The following is a 14,623-nucleotide window of genomic DNA, read 5'->3' on the forward strand; positions in this document are numbered from 1 at the left end:
GTAGACCGCCTCAACCTTCAACGTCTGCTAGTCGGTCAGTCCTTGCTGGACCGCGATGGCATCATTCGCTGGACTTCCAACGAGATACTCGATGACGGCCTATTTGGCGCCCCGTAGTGGGGCTCTCGAATACTCGGTGACGGCACCGGTTGCGGCAAAGGCCGCGGCCGCCGGTTCGAGCCGCTGCCTGCCTCTTCGGCTGACATGAGGCGCAACTGCGACGCGTGGGCCATAGCAACGATATCAACTGACTTCCGCAACGGGGATTGCCTCAATGAGGCTTGCCGTCGAAGATGTGGAGATCACGCGTTCCAGCTTAAACCCTGCTGCGGCAAGCAGGTGCGCAAATTCCTTCTCGGTCCGCTCGCGTCCTCCGGCACTCAGAACGAGTTGTTGCAGATCCAGCATTTTTCCCCAGGACGGAGCATTTCCCTGAGCAAGCACGTGCTCAACGATGAGAAGCCGCCCATGATGTGTCATTGCCTTGCGGCAATTCCGGAGGATGACAGTTGCGCTTTCATCGCTCCAGCCGTGCACGACACGCCGCATCAGGTAGAGATCGCCCGCTGTTGGCACACTTTGAAAAAAGTCGCCGCTGACCACCGCACATCTGGAGCCCAGGCCGGTCCTTTCAATCATTTTTTTCGCCCCATCGGCCACATGCGGCATCTCAAAGAGCACACCACGGGCGTTGGGAGCGTGAGCCAGGATCATGGTGAGCAACGAACCCTGTCCACCGCCGACATCTACGATCGTTTCCGGCCACCAGTCATAGGCGTCGACGACCGCCTTGTTCTCCTGGCGTGCGCGGTCCGTGATCGCCGCGTCGAAAATGGCCGCTGCCGCCGGGTGTGCTTCGAGGTAGTCGTACAATCCATCGCCAAAGACATGGGCGAAGGCCGCCTCGCCAGTCTGCACGGCATGGTGGAGATCGCCCCAAGGGCGCCAAAGCATTTCCTCGCCCAGCATGATCGCAAAGGCCCGCAGGGAGACGGGCGCTTGCGACCGCAACCCGTCAGCGATCGCCGTGAGACCGAAACGGCCCTCCTCATCTTCCGCAAAGATGCCCAGGCTCGCCAACGTGCGCAGCAGCCGATGGAGAGCCTCAGGGTGAGACCCTGTGGTCGTTGCGATCTCATGTGGAGTTTTCGGTCCACTCTCCAGAACGTCCGCGATCCCAAGCTTGGCGGCGACATGGACCGACTGGCCTATCCATCCTCCGGCAGCCATGTGAAGCAGCGCCATGGTAGCCGACGTATTGTCGCATGCGGTGTTCGCCGACATTGATGCTAGCCTCTCACGCGATCCCCCTGACTATTTGAGCAGATCCGGCTGTACTCTCACGATTTGGTCCCACAGCGGCTGGCACTGGAACCAACCGGAGAAGGGAGTGCCGTTCACAGCGCGAGCTGCGCGAGCGTTTGAATGGTCGATCAGGAGTGGCTTGCAGACAGACTCGGCAAGAAATTGCGCCTGACAGCAATGCTCCATCGCGACGAACCACCAGACCGCCTCCTCGATCGTCCGGCCAACGGTCAACAGTCCGTGGTTGCGCAGAATCGCAGCTTTGTGCGGGCCGAGGCAGCGTGCGAGGTCGGCACCTTCGCTGGCCTCCGTAACGACTACTCGCGCATCGTCGAAGAAAACGTGGTCCTCATAGAAAGCGCAGGCATCCTGTGTAATCGGATCGAGCAGGCGGCCGACCGCGGACCAGGCCTTGCCATAGATAGAATGGGCGTGCGCTGCGGCGACAATCTCCGGGCGAGCCTCGTGAATTGCCGCGTGGATGGCGAAGGCAGAGACGTTGAGCGGGCCTACCCCCTCGACCACGTTGCCCTCGCGGTCAACCCGGATCAAGTCGCTGGCCCTGATTTGCCCAAAATGCATACCGAAGGGATTGACCCAGAATGTGTCTGTAAACTCCGGATCGCGTGCAGTGATATGGCCTGCGACACCTTCGCTGAAATCGAACGCGGCGAAGATGCGGAAAGCGCCGGCGAGGCGCCCTTTGCGGTGCTGTCGCTCATCGAGAAGGCTGGCAAAGCTCGGGGCGGAGATGCCTCTGAAGGCTGGGTCGTAGGCAGCCTTCTTGGCCTGTTCGAGATCAGAGCGGGCCGCCGATTCAAAAGGTACAGTCATTGTCTCCTCCTAGTGCAGTTTGGACAACGTTGACGCAATCGGCGGGCGACGTCCTTAAGCTCTGCCTAATAGTTACAAAAAGTCTCGGGGCGGCTATAAAATCCGTCGTATGCAAGGATGTCGTTTCGTCTTCGGCCCTTTCGTCCTGAATGCAGAGACAGGAACCCTGCTCCGGAAAAAGATTCCGATTCCCGTCGGCTACCGCGCGCTGCTCCTGCTTGAGGCGCTGGTGGAGCGACCTGGCGAAGTGCTCAGCAAATCCGAGCTGATCAATGCGGCGTGGCCGGGGACGGCGGTAGAGGAGGGTAACCTGTCGGTGCAGATCGCATCGCTCAGAAAACTTCTCGGCCCCGCCCCCGACGGCGAGGACTGGATAGCGACGGTTCCTCGGGTCGGCTATCGCTTCACCGGAGCGCCCGAGCGGCTAGATGGCGCCAGCCATCACAGCGAGGCGGCCGAGCCCGGCCCTTCCATCGCCGTCCTGCCATTCGCCAACCTCAGCGACGACGTCCATCAGCAATATTTCGGTGACGGTCTTGCGGAAGACCTCATCATGCGTCTTGCGCGCCTACGCTGGTTGTTTGTCTCCGCCCGCAACTCATCCTTCGCATATAGCGGCAAGGCGTTGGACGTGAAGCATGTCGGGCGCGAGCTTGGCGTCCGCTATGTGCTTGACGGAAGCGTTCGCCGCTCCGGAATGCGTTTAAGGATAGCTGCCAGGGCGAGCGACGCCCAAAACGGGCGCCAGATATGGGCTGAACGCTATGATCTTGAGATGGTGGACTTCTTTGCACTCCAGGATCAGATAGTGCAGAGCGTGATCGGTGCGATCGAGCCAAAGCTGTATGCGGCCGAGCACGAACGTTTCCAAAGCCGGGCGCCCGGCAGTCTAGACGCCTGGGGCTTCGCGATGAAAGCGATGCCCTATGTCTGGACGTGGGGTTCGGCACAAGAGCTCGAATTTGCCGAGCGGCTGCTGACCAAGGCCACAGACATCGACCCCGACTATCCCCGTGCCAACTGCCTGCTCGCTTGGGCGCTTGCGGCGCGGGTGACGCTCGGACTGGCCGAACCTGCAGATGCTCTTCCTCTCGCCCGGGATATGGCCCAACGGGCAATCCGCGGCGATCCGGAAGATCCCTGGACGCACTGCGCCTCAGGTTTTGTGCACATAGCCTCGCGTCACTTCGACCAGGCTGTGGCAGCGTTGACGGAGGCGATTGTCCTCAACCCGAGCTTTGCCTTCGCCCACATAATCCTGGGATGCGCCTATGGCTACGGCGGCATGCCCGAGGATGGCTTGCACCATCTTGCCATCGCAGACCGCCTTAGCCCTCGGGACTTCACGCAGGCCGCAAGCCTGTCGACGGCGGGGCTGTGCCATTTCGTGGCCAAACGCTTCGCCGAGGCCGCGGAATACGAAGGCCGCGCGGTAGAGCTTCGACCCTATTTCGGGACCGCATGGCGTACGCTCGCGGCCTCTGCAGGCATGGCGGGTGACCGTGCCCTCGCTGGCAAGGCTCTCTCGCAGGCTCGACGGCTGCAGCCCTCGCTTTCCCTTGAGTGGGTCGAGAAATATCACCCGATCGTACATGAATTGGATAGGGCCCTGTACATCGAAGGATTAAGCATCGCAGGGCTGAGATAGCCGCAGCAAAGAGTGAAGGTCGAGTTCGACCCTACCCCGGTGCCCCCGCCACCGACCCCCGCACCACCAGATCGACCGGCCAGACCTCGCCTCGCGCTCCCTCTTCCAGCCCTGATATGCGCGCCGCCAGCCGTTCGGCGACACGCGCGCCGGCAAGCCGGATCGAGGAACGCGTCGTCGACAGCGGCACCGGGAAATTCTCCGGCCGCAGCCAGGGGAAGACGTCATCGTGGGCGACCAGCGACAGGTCGCCCGGAATGGTCAGGCCGAGATCGCGCACGGCGCGCACGACGCCCAGCGCCATGATCAGGCTGGAGCAGACGATCGCTGTCGGCGGCTCGCTCTCCTCGAGCAGGCGGCGGGCGGCGCGGTAGCCGTTTTCCTCGGTCATGGTCAGCGAGCAGATGTGGCGCTCGCCGAGCGTCAGCCCGCTCGCGGCAAGCGCCCGGCGCACCCCACGCTCGCGGTGGATGGCGAAGGTCTCGCGGTCGTCGCCATTGATCAGCGCCAGCCGCTTATGGCCGAGCTGGACGAGAAGCCGCGCCGCCTCGCGGAAGGCGCCTTCATTGTCGATGTCGAGATAGGGATAGTCGAACTGAAACCCCTCGCTGCGGCCGTGGACGATGAAGGGAATGCCCAGCGTGTTGACCAGCGCCAGCCGCCGGTCGGTGGGGCGCGGCGAGGAGATGTAGACCGCGTCGACCTGGCGGTTCGCGACGATGCGGCGATAGGTGGTTTCCTGGTCGTCGGCATCGGCCGGCGAAAGCACGAGGTCGAGCTCGTGCGAGCGGGCATAGTCGCCGAGGCCGGAAAGGAACTCGACGAAATGCGGATCGATGTCGACGGCAGCGCCGGTCGGCAGCACATAGCCGATCATGCCCGATTTGCCGGTGGCCAACCGCCTGGCGCTCGGATTGGGCCGGTAGCCATGGCGCTTGGCGGCGTCCATCACACGCCGCCGCGTCTCCTCGCTGACCTCAGGATAGCCGTTCAGCGCCCGGCTCACCGTGGTCTGCGAAAGCGACAGCATATGCGACAGTTGCTTGAGGTTCATCGGAGGCCTCCAGCCTCAAAGCGCTTTCAATTTGAATCGATCCGATGATTGCTGCGACATCGCCGCGCATGATGACCTTAGTGACGGCTCGCGGCAGTTTGAAGCAAAATTACTGCTGCAGCGCCAAAAAAGCATGCTGCAGCGCACTTTTCGACCAATCGGTCGAAGACCTAAATCGATTAGTACCGCAACCCTCTTGACTTCCGACCAATTCGGTGGCGAGATCGAAAAAGCCAAAGCGCTTTGGAAGACTCCCCGAAAGGTTGCGGTTGCCTTCTCGCTGAGTCACAGTTCCGCGGGCGTCGGCGGACGAGATGGAGGTTTCGTCCGAACTGTTTTGACCACTGGGAGGAATTGCGATGAAGAAAATGCTTCTCTTGGGCGCCGCTTTCGCCGCGCTCGCCTTTAGCCTGCCGGCGCAAGCCGAACTGAAATTCAAGCCGGGCGAGGACCCGCGCTTCCACTGGGCGAACTACGACGAGCTCAAGAAAGTCGACCTCAAGGGCGAGACGCTGACCATCTTCGGGCCATGGCGCGGCGAGGACGAGGGCCTGGTGCGCACCGTGCTCGAATATTTCCAGGAAGCCACCGGCGCCGAGATCAAATACTCCTCGTCGGAGAATTACGAACAGCAGATCGTCATCGACACGCAGGCGGGCAGCCCGCCCAACATCGCCGTGCTGCCGCAGCCGGGCCTGATCCAGGACCTGGCCTCCAAAGGCCTGCTCACTCCGCTCGGCGACGACACCGCCAAATGGGTCAAGGACAATTACGGCGCCGGCCAGTCATGGGTCGACCTCGGCACCTTCAAGGACAAGGACGGCAAGCCCGGCTTCTTCGCCTTCCCCTACAAGGCCGACGTGAAGTCACTGGTCTGGTACTCGCCAGACAATTTCGAGGAAGCCGGCTACAAGGTGCCGAAGACGCAGGAAGAGCTCGCCGAACTCGAGAAGAAGATCATCGCCGACGGCGGCAAGCCCTGGTGCATCGGGCTGGGCTCGGGCGGCGCCACCGGCTGGCCGGCGACCGACTGGGTCGAGGACATCATGCTCCGCACCCAGACGCCAGACGTCTACGACAAGTGGGTGAAGAACGAGATCCCGTTCAACGACACGGCCGTGGTCAACGCCATCGACATCTTCGGCAAGATCGCCACCGACGACAAGATGGTCGACGGCGGCGCCAAGGCCGTGGCGGCGACCGACTTCCGCGACAGCCCGAAGGGCCTCTTCTCGGTGCCGCCGAAGTGCTACATGCACAAGCAGGCTTCGTTCATTCCGACCTTCTTCCCGGAGGGAACCGAGGTCGGCCAGGACGCCGACTTCTTCTACTATCCGCCCTATGCTTCCAAGCCCGATCTCGGCAATCCCGTGCTCGGCGCCGGCACGCTGGTGATGATCACCAAGGACTCCAAGGGCGCGCGCGCCTTCATCGACTTCCTCAAGATGCCGCTGGCGCATGAGATCTGGATGGCCCAGGGCGGCTTCGTGACGCCCTACAAGGCGGTGAACAAGGAAGCCTATGCCAGCGAAGCGCTGAAGAAGCAGGGCGACATCCTGGCCAACGCCTCGACCTTCCGCTTCGACGGCTCGGACCTGATGCCCGGCAAGATCGGCGCCGGCTCCTTCTGGACCGGCATGATCGACCTCGTCGGCGGCAAGTCCGCCCAGGACGTCGCCACCGACATCCAGAAGAGCTGGGATGCCATCAAGTAGGCCGCTCATGGCGGCAAAGCATCGGACTTGCTGATCCTCCTACTGGATCCGGGCCATGGCCCGGATCCGACCGGCGGCGCCCGCCGGAAGCCTTCGCGTCTCGATTGTTCCGAATAATGCATGTCGCCCAAAAGTGCGTAGCGGTTTTGGGGAGACGACATGCATCAAAACAAGGTCTTAAAGCGCTCAGGGCGAACCTTAAAAATCGCGACGCGCTTTAAGTAAAGCCGATCGCCAGCATCGCCTGGCCGGTCATGCGCAGGGAGAGAGACCCATGGCGGCTCAGATTTTCTCGGCCATATTCGTCATCATCATCGGCGTCGGCGGCTGTGTCGCCTATTTCTGGGGCGCCAACAAGCTGCTCGACGTCGTCTTCCCGTCGCGCGGCGTCTCCGGCACTGCCGCCGTCGACAATCTGCGCCGGCAGGGGCTGGTGCGGCCGTGGCTGTTCGTCGGACCGGCGATGATCATCCTCACGATCTACCTGATCTATCCGGTCGTCGAGACGCTGAGGCTCTCCTTCCTCGACCGCGGCGGCGCGAGCTTCGTCGGCCTCGCCAACTACGAATGGGCGTTCGGCGACCGCGAGTTCCGCAACTCGATCCTCAACAACATCGTCTGGCTCGCCGTGGTGCCTGCCGCATGCACCTTCCTCGGGCTGATCATCGCCGTGCTCACCGACAAGATCTGGTGGGGCACGATCGCCAAGAGCCTGATCTTCCTGCCTTTGGCGATCTCCTTCGTCGGCGCCAGCGTGATTTGGAAGTTCATCTACGAGTATCGCGGCGAAGGCCAGGTCCAGATCGGTCTGCTCAACGCCATCATCCAGTATTTCGGCGGCCAGCCGCAGGTGTGGATATCCCTGCCCTTCTGGAACAACTTCTTCCTGATGGTGATCCTGATCTGGATCCAGACCGGCTTTGCCATGGTGATCCTGTCCTCGGCGCTACGCGGCATTCCGGAAGAGACGCTGGAGGCCGCGGTCATCGACGGCGCCAATCCGTTCCAGATCTTCTGGAAGATCATGGTGCCGCAGATCTGGGGCACCATCGCGGTCGTCTGGACCACCATCACCATCCTGGTGCTGAAGGTGTTCGACATCGTGCTGACGATGACCAACGGCCAATGGAACAGCCAGGTGCTCGCCAACCTGATGTTCGACTGGATGTTCCGCGGCGGCGGCGACTTCGGCCGCGGCGCCACGATCGCCATCATCATCATGATCGCCGTCATTCCGATCATGGTCTGGAACATCCGCCAGGCCAACAAAGAGACGGGAGGGCATTGAGATGACCGCCAAGACCGGAAAGTCCTTTGCCAGCCGCTTCGGCGTCCACATCGCTGTGCTCGTCTTCGTGGCGATCTGGACCGTGCCCACGCTCGGCATCCTCGTCTCGTCGCTGCGCGACAAGGACCAGATAATCGCGTCGGGCTGGTGGAATTCCTTCGCCAGTTCCAGCCAGACCGAAGCCGGACGGTTGCCGGCCGCTTCGGCGCAGGCGCAGAAGGACGGCAAATACGTCATCGAGGGCAACATCTTCGGCGACGGCGCCAAACGCAACGTCAGCGCCTTCGGCGTCAAGTCCTCGGCGCCGACGCAATACGCGGCCGGCACGGCGGCCGATCTCGGCGACGGCGTCACCTTGCAGATGAATGCCGACGGCGGCTACGTCCTCTCCTCGCCGAAGGCTTTCGAGGGCGAGCGCGGCCAGCGCGTCTACTTCGCCTCGTCGGCGCCGCCGAAATTCACCACAGACAATTACCAGACGGTGCTGTTCTCCGAAGGCATCGGCCGCTCCTTCATGAACTCGCTGACGGTGACCATTCCCTCGACCGTCATCCCGATCCTGATCGCCGCCTTCGCGGCCTATGCGCTGGCCTGGATGCGCTTTCCCGGCCGGGCGCTGCTGATCGCCGTCATCATCGGCCTGCTGGTGGTGCCGCTGCAGATGTCGCTGATCCCGCTGTTGAAACTCTACAACGGCGTCGGCTCCTTCTTCGGCGTGCCGTCCAAGACCTATCTCGGCATCTGGCTGGCGCATACCGGCTTCGGCCTGCCCTTCGCCATCTATCTGCTGAGGAGCTACATTGCCGGCCTGCCGCGCGAGATCATGGAATCGGCCCGCATCGACGGCGCCAGCGATTTCGAGATCTTCGTCAAGATCGTGCTGCCACTGTCGTTCCCGGTGCTTGCCTCGTTCGCCATCTTCCAGTTCCTGTGGGTATGGAACGATCTGCTGGTGGCGATGGTTTTCCTTGGCACGGAGGCCGATCAGATCGTGCTGACGGCCAAGCTCAACGCGCTGCTCGGCTCGCGCGGCGGCGACTGGGAGATCCTGACGACATCGGCCTTCGTGACCATCATCGTGCCGCTGATCGTCTTCTTCTCGCTGCAGCGCTATTTCGTCCGCGGGCTGCTTGCCGGCTCTGTGAAAGGAGGTTGAAAAAATGCAATCGGCTTTAAAGGTGACTTCGAGACCGGACCCCGCCGTCGACCGCGACTGGTGGCGGGGCGCGGTGATCTACCAGATCTATCCGCGTTCCTATCAGGACTCGAACGGCGACGGCATCGGCGACCTGAAAGGCATTGTGCGGCGCCTGCCCTACATCGCCTCGCTCGGCGTCGACGCGATCTGGATCTCGCCCTTCTTCAAATCGCCGATGAAGGATTTCGGCTACGACGTGTCGGACTATTGCGACGTCGACCCGATGTTCGGCACGCTGGCCGATTTCGACGCGCTGGTCTCGGATGCGCATCGCCTCGGCCTCAAGGTGATGATCGACGAGGTGCTGTCGCACACCGCCGACATCCACCCCTGGTTCAAGGAAAGCCGCTCCAGCCGGACCAATCCGAAGGCGGACTGGTATGTCTGGGCGGATGCCAAGCCCGACGGCACGCCGCCCAACAACTGGCTGTCGATCTTCGGCGGCTCGGCCTGGCAGTGGGACACCAGCCGCCAGCAATATTACTTGCATAACTTCCTGGCCGAGCAGCCGGACCTCAACTTCCACAACCGGGAAGTCCAGGACGCGCTGCTCGACGTCACCCGCTTCTGGCTGGAGCGCGGCGTCGACGGTTTTCGGCTCGACACCATCAACTTCTACTTCCACAGCCAGGGGCTGGAGGACAATCCGCCGCTGCCGCCGGAAGAGCGCAACGACCAGACGGCGCCGGCGGTCAACCCCTACAACTACCAGGACCATATCTACGACAAGAGCCGGCCGGAGAATCTCGGCTTCCTCGAGCGCTTCCGCGCGCTCCTCGACGAATATCCGGCGCAAGCCGCCGTCGGCGAGGTCGGCGACTCGCAGCGCGGGCTGGAAGTGGTGGCCGCCTACACCGCCGACGGCAAGCGCGTCCACATGTGCTATTCCTTCGATTTCCTGGCGCCCGAGAAGATCAGCGCCGCAAAGGTGCGCGCGGTGCTGGAGGCGTTCGGGCGGGTCGCCAGCGACGGCTGGTCCTGCTGGGCCTTCTCCAATCATGACGTGATGCGCGTGGCCTCGCGCTGGGCCGCCAACGAACCCGATCCGGCCGCCTATCTCAAGGTGATCTCGGCGCTGTTGATGTCGCTGCGCGGCTCGGTCTGCATCTACCAGGGCGAGGAGCTCGGCCTCGGCGAGGCCGAGCTCAAGTTCGAGGACCTGCAGGACCCCTATGGCATTCGCTTCTGGCCGGAATTCAAGGGCCGCGACGGCTGCCGCACGCCGATGGTGTGGGAAGCGGCGGCCGAGAACGGCGGCTTCTCGACCGCCAAGCCCTGGCTGCCGGTGCCGGGCAAGCATCTTTCGCAAGCGGTGAACGTGCAGCAGGGCGATGCGAGTTCGCTGCTCGAACACTACCGGCGCTTCCTCGCCTTCCGGCGCCAGCATCCGGCGCTGGGCAAGGGCGACATCGATTTCATTGAAAGCGACGGCGACACCGTCGCCTTCACGCGGCGCGAAGGCAACGAACGCATCGCCTGCGTCTTCAACCTCGGCAGCAAGCCTGCAGAGGTCGATCTCGGCAAAGGCTCGCTGCAACCCTTGCCGGGACACGGCTTTTCGGGACAAGCTGGCACCGGGCTCATCCGCCTCGGCGGGTATGGCGCCTGGTTCGGGCGTATCGACTGAGTTCTAGAACGGACAATCACTGGGAGGAGAAAACCATGGCCGATGTCACGCTGGACCAGGTGAAGAAATCGTACGGCAACCTCAACATTCTCCACGGCATCGACCTCGACATCAAATCGGGCGAGTTCATCGTCTTTGTCGGGCCGTCGGGCTGCGGCAAGTCGACTTTGCTGAGGTCGATCGCCGGCCTGGAGGAGATCACGTCCGGCGTGCTCAAGATCGACGGCGATGTGGTGAACGACGTGCCGCCTTCGAAGCGGGGCATCGCGATGGTGTTCCAGTCCTATGCGCTCTATCCGCATATGACGGTCTACGACAACATGGCCTTCTCGATGAAGATCGGGAAGGAAAGCAAGGCCGAGATCGACAAGCGGGTGCGGCAGGCGGCCGAAATCCTGCAGCTCACCAAGTATCTCGACCGGCTGCCCAAGGCGATGTCGGGCGGCCAGCGCCAACGCGTCGCCATCGGCCGCGCCATCGTGCGCAATCCGAAAGTGTTCCTGTTCGACGAGCCGCTGTCGAACCTCGACGCGGCGCTGCGTGTCGCCACCCGCATCGAGATCGCCAAGCTGAAGGAGCAGATGCCGAACACGACGATGATCTACGTCACCCACGACCAGGTCGAGGCGATGACGCTGGCGGACCGCATCGTGGTGCTGAAGGAAGGCGTCGTCGAGCAGGTCGGCACGCCGATGGAGCTCTACAAGCGGCCGGGCAACCTGTTCGTCGCCCAGTTCATCGGCTCGCCGGCCATGAACATCCTGCCGGCGAAGATCGAGAAAGCCGGCAACCCGACAGTGGTCAGCCATGTCGGCGACCGCAAGGCGACGGTGCCGATCGCGACGCCCGCCTCGGCGAACGGCGCGGCGGTCAGCTTCGGGGTCAGGCCGGAGGATCTCGCGATCGCCACCGGCACGGATTACCTGTTCGAAGGCAAGGTGGATTACATCGAGCAGCTCGGCGAGGTTCAGCTCGTCTATGTCGACATCGGCCGGGCCGACCTGCCGCTGGTGGCCAAGCTGCCGGGCAATGTCGAGGTCAAGCGCGGCGAGACCTTGCGGCTCAACGCCAGCGCCGGCGACCTGCACATCTTCGACGCGGACGGCCACTCCTTCACGCTGCATCGCGCCGAGGCGAAGGCGGCTTGAGGCCGGCGTTCTTCCGCTCCGGCAAACGAAAAGAGCGGCGGGCCAAAGCCCGCCGCTCTTTTTTCAACTGCCTGGGGTGTTAGCGGCCGAACAGGTTGCGGTCGCTGCCCTGCGGGGCCGACTTGTGCGCGTCATCCGACGAGTTCAACAGCTTGTAGACCGGCGAGCCGGTGCTGGTCGACGAGGTGCGCGTCGTGTCGACGGCGGGGGCCGGCTGGTTGACGCCGCTGTTGCCATAGTTGTCGCTGCTCGCGAAAGCGGCGCTGGACAGGGCCAAAACGGCCGCGGCGGCAAGAACGATCTTCTTCATTTTCAATACTCCTGAATTCCTGATCTGATGCATGCCGTTGCCCAAAACCGCTGCACGGTTTTGGGGCAACATGCATTGAAAACGGCGGGACAACCCGCCGTCTGTCTCTCGGCGGCCATGGCCCCTCATATCCGGATCATGGTCGGCAATCGGCTGTTAGTTGTTGCCGAAAAGGTTGCGGTCCGCGCCCTGGGTGACGGGCTGCTGAGCGGCCTGGTCCGACTTGTGGACCGAAGCCGTATAGGAAGTGTCGACCGAGGCAGCCGGCTGATTGGCGCCGTTGGAACCGTAGTTTTCGCTACCAGCGAAGGCGCTGCCGGAAATGGCCAGAAGTGCGGCGGCAGTAAGAACAATCTTTTTCATTTTTGGTACTCCAGTATCTTTTTTCCGTCCGTGTGGCGGCGTGTCTTGGGAAATGGAATCGCGTCGTTCGGACTGCTCCGATGTGGGTAAGCCGGCGGCCGGATTCCAATCACGAAGTTGTTCCGGCTGGACCATGATTCCACCCCTTGAAATTGTAATAAGCACGCCTAACAACCATTTTTTTCGATGTTGAATCAATACTTTGCCTGACAATGCCGCTTGGCTCACCAAGTGTATCGGAGCGCCAATGTTCACCCCGTCCTGCACGCACCGTCAACAGAAACGAACCGTTCGGTTCGATTTTAGAATCTCCTAATAGTCACTTTTCGATACCGTTAACCGTTTGGGGACCGATCGAGACCTGATTCGGAGGCATTGCCGGCCGCCGGCCGAAGCCGGACCGCGAAGCGGAATTGGGCGCTTTCGGGCGGCCGCCGACATTCGATCGGCGGTATCGAAGCCCGTGCCCGGCAATCGAGCAGCAAGCGGGCCGAGCCGCGTTGAATCCCGGCTATGCCCCTTCCCGTGGAGTTGCTTCAAACCCCGTAGCGCTCGGTGCGAATGAACCCTGCCGGAACGCCCGCTTCGATCAGGGCTTCAGCGGCGGCCGACACGAACGCGTTCGAGCCGCAGACGAAGGCGAGCCGGGGCGCCTTGGGCAGCCGCTCCATCGCCTGCATCATCATCCGGGCATCGACGCGCCGGGAATAATCGGAAGCGCGCCGGGCCTGCTCGCGCGTCAGCGTCAGCGCCAGATCGAAGCCGTCGCGGCGGTCGTCGAGGCCGATCAGCTCGTCGCGGAAGATGACCTCGTCCCAGACCCGCGCCGAGAACACCAGCGCGATCGGCGCGGCCGATTTTTGCAAGGCGCGGTGGCGCACCATCGCCATCAGCGGCACGACGCCGGAGCCGCCGCCGACCAGGAGGATCGGCCCGCCGTCGCTCGCCTCCCAGATGAAGTGGCCGCCGAGCGGGCCGCGCAGTTCGATCTCGTCACCAATCTCCGCAACATCGTGGAAGAACGGCGAAACCTCGCCATCGTCGAGCCGCTCGATCGCCAGTTCGATGCCAGCGCCTGCCTCCGGCGCCGAGGCGATGGAATAGGAACGGCGCGCCTGATAGCCGTCCGGCGCCGTCAGCCTGACGTCGACATGCTGCCCGGCCAGATGGGTGAACGGGCGCGACGGCTGGAACCAGAAGCTGGTGACGCGCGGCGTGCGCTTTTCGATGCGGGTGATCGTGGCCATCTGCCAGGGCGACTGCGGCTGCGGTTCGGCGCTCATGTATCGCCACTCGCGGATCGCCGCTTACGGATCACTTGAATAGCGCTGCTCGCGCCACGGGTCGCCATACATGTGATAACCGCGCAGTTCCCAGAACCCCGGCTCGTCGCGTTCGGTGAACTGCAGACCGTTCACCCATTTGGCCGATTTCCAGAAGTAGAGATGCGGCACCAGAAGCCGCGCCGGTCCGCCGTGGTCGAGGGTGATCGGCTTGCCCTCGTAAAGCAGCGCCACCATCGCCTTGCCGGTGACGAGGTCCTTGGTCGGCACATTGGTCGAATAGCCGTCGAAGGAATGCGCCAGGGTGAATCCGCTCGGCGGCTCGATGCCGGCGTCCGCCAGGATGTCGTCGATCAGCACGCCCTGCCAGGGCGTGTTGAACTTGGTCCAGGCGGTCACGCAATGGATGTCGCGGGTCATCTTGTTCTGTGGCAGGGCGTTGAACTCGGCCCAGCTCCATTTCTTGATCGGCCGCGGTCCGTGCTTGAGCGTGAAGGACCAGTCCTCGGTGCGCACGCGCGGCGTCGGCCCCGCCGAGAGAACCGGAAAACCCTGTTCCAGATATTGTCCCGGCGGGATGCGCTCATCCGTATCGGAAGGAGGACGCCGTCCGGAAAAGAAGCCGCGGGTGACCATCGAGACGCCTCCTGTGACCAGGCCGCCTGCCGGTCCGCGGCAGTGTTCTCGAAGATACTCTTGCGGGCAACCTAAATCTTGCGGGCAGAGCCTGCCGGCATGCCGGCAGGCTCCATGGAGCAATTCCAGGAAAAATGTGTGACGGTTTTCCGTCCGGAATTGCGTAAAAACAAAGAGATAGAGCGGTTCGGCGTTTCCGTGAAACACTGAACCG

Annotated in this window: 13 protein-coding genes; 6 read left to right on the forward strand and 7 right to left on the reverse strand. The window is 62.9% G+C overall.

Annotated features, from left to right (window positions below; genetic code table 11):
• Positions 1-243: 243 nt before the first annotated feature.
• Together EJ067_RS14585 and EJ067_RS14590 are read right to left on the reverse strand one after the other, a co-directional pair.
• Positions 244-1,284 carry a methyltransferase gene (locus EJ067_RS14585; RefSeq protein ID WP_126086353.1) on the reverse strand — a complete coding sequence of 347 codons (1,041 nt, stop codon included), beginning with the start codon at positions 1,282-1,284 and terminating at the stop codon, positions 244-246.
• 30 nt (positions 1,285-1,314) lie between these two features.
• Complete coding sequence (locus tag EJ067_RS14590; protein ID WP_126086354.1) at positions 1,315-2,139, reverse strand: class II aldolase/adducin family protein; 825 nt, start codon at positions 2,137-2,139, stop codon at positions 1,315-1,317.
• A gap of 109 nt (positions 2,140-2,248) precedes the next feature.
• Between EJ067_RS14590 and EJ067_RS14595 the strand changes: the two genes are divergently transcribed.
• Positions 2,249-3,787: a winged helix-turn-helix domain-containing protein gene (locus tag EJ067_RS14595; RefSeq protein WP_126086355.1), complete on the forward strand. Its 1,539-nt coding sequence runs from the start codon at positions 2,249-2,251 to the stop codon at positions 3,785-3,787.
• A gap of 31 nt (positions 3,788-3,818) precedes the next feature.
• Here EJ067_RS14595 and EJ067_RS14600 read toward each other — a convergent pair whose 3' ends face one another.
• The gene (locus EJ067_RS14600) at positions 3,819-4,841 is read right to left on the reverse strand and encodes a substrate-binding domain-containing protein (protein WP_126086356.1); all 1,023 of its coding nucleotides are present in this window, start codon (positions 4,839-4,841) and stop codon (positions 3,819-3,821) included.
• A 359-nt stretch (positions 4,842-5,200) separates the two neighbouring features.
• Here EJ067_RS14600 and EJ067_RS14605 point away from each other — a divergent pair, with 359 nt between their 5' ends.
• The 5 genes from EJ067_RS14605 to ugpC all read left to right on the forward strand — a co-directional run bounded on the left by EJ067_RS14605 (position 5,201) and on the right by ugpC (position 11,817).
• Complete coding sequence (locus EJ067_RS14605) at positions 5,201-6,556, forward strand: ABC transporter substrate-binding protein (RefSeq protein WP_126086357.1); 1,356 nt, start codon at positions 5,201-5,203, stop codon at positions 6,554-6,556.
• Positions 6,557-6,830: 274 nt separating this feature from the next.
• Positions 6,831-7,844, forward strand: coding sequence for a sugar ABC transporter permease (locus EJ067_RS14610; RefSeq protein ID WP_126086358.1), 1,014 nt, complete (start codon positions 6,831-6,833; stop codon positions 7,842-7,844).
• A 1-nt stretch (position 7,845) separates the two neighbouring features.
• A complete protein-coding gene (locus EJ067_RS14615; RefSeq protein WP_126086359.1) occupies positions 7,846-9,000 on the forward strand; it encodes a carbohydrate ABC transporter permease in 1,155 nt (384 codons plus the stop codon).
• Between the two features lie 4 nt (positions 9,001-9,004).
• Positions 9,005-10,669: an alpha-glucosidase gene (locus EJ067_RS14620; RefSeq protein WP_126086360.1), complete on the forward strand. Its 1,665-nt coding sequence runs from the start codon at positions 9,005-9,007 to the stop codon at positions 10,667-10,669.
• 35 nt (positions 10,670-10,704) lie between these two features.
• Positions 10,705-11,817, forward strand: coding sequence for a sn-glycerol-3-phosphate ABC transporter ATP-binding protein UgpC (ugpC, locus tag EJ067_RS14625; protein WP_126086361.1), 1,113 nt, complete (start codon positions 10,705-10,707; stop codon positions 11,815-11,817).
• Between the two features lie 79 nt (positions 11,818-11,896).
• Here the strand turns inward: ugpC and EJ067_RS14630 are convergent, their stop codons facing one another.
• From EJ067_RS14630 to EJ067_RS14645, 4 genes are all read right to left on the reverse strand, one after another.
• Positions 11,897-12,127 (reverse strand): DUF680 domain-containing protein, encoded by a 231-nt coding sequence (locus EJ067_RS14630; RefSeq protein WP_126086362.1) that lies wholly within the window; start codon positions 12,125-12,127, stop codon positions 11,897-11,899.
• 156 nt (positions 12,128-12,283) lie between these two features.
• A complete protein-coding gene (locus EJ067_RS14635) occupies positions 12,284-12,490 on the reverse strand; it encodes a DUF680 domain-containing protein (protein ID WP_126089622.1) in 207 nt (68 codons plus the stop codon).
• A 536-nt stretch (positions 12,491-13,026) separates the two neighbouring features.
• The gene (locus EJ067_RS14640; protein ID WP_126086363.1) at positions 13,027-13,773 is read right to left on the reverse strand and encodes a ferredoxin reductase; all 747 of its coding nucleotides are present in this window, start codon (positions 13,771-13,773) and stop codon (positions 13,027-13,029) included.
• A gap of 24 nt (positions 13,774-13,797) precedes the next feature.
• Entirely contained in the window at positions 13,798-14,409 is a 612-nt protein-coding gene (locus EJ067_RS14645) for a sulfite oxidase-like oxidoreductase (protein WP_126086364.1), read from the reverse strand.
• Positions 14,410-14,623: the final 214 nt, after the last annotated feature.

This window comes from Mesorhizobium sp. M1D.F.Ca.ET.043.01.1.1 (genome assembly GCF_003952385.1).
GTDB lineage: Bacteria > Pseudomonadota > Alphaproteobacteria > Rhizobiales > Rhizobiaceae > Mesorhizobium.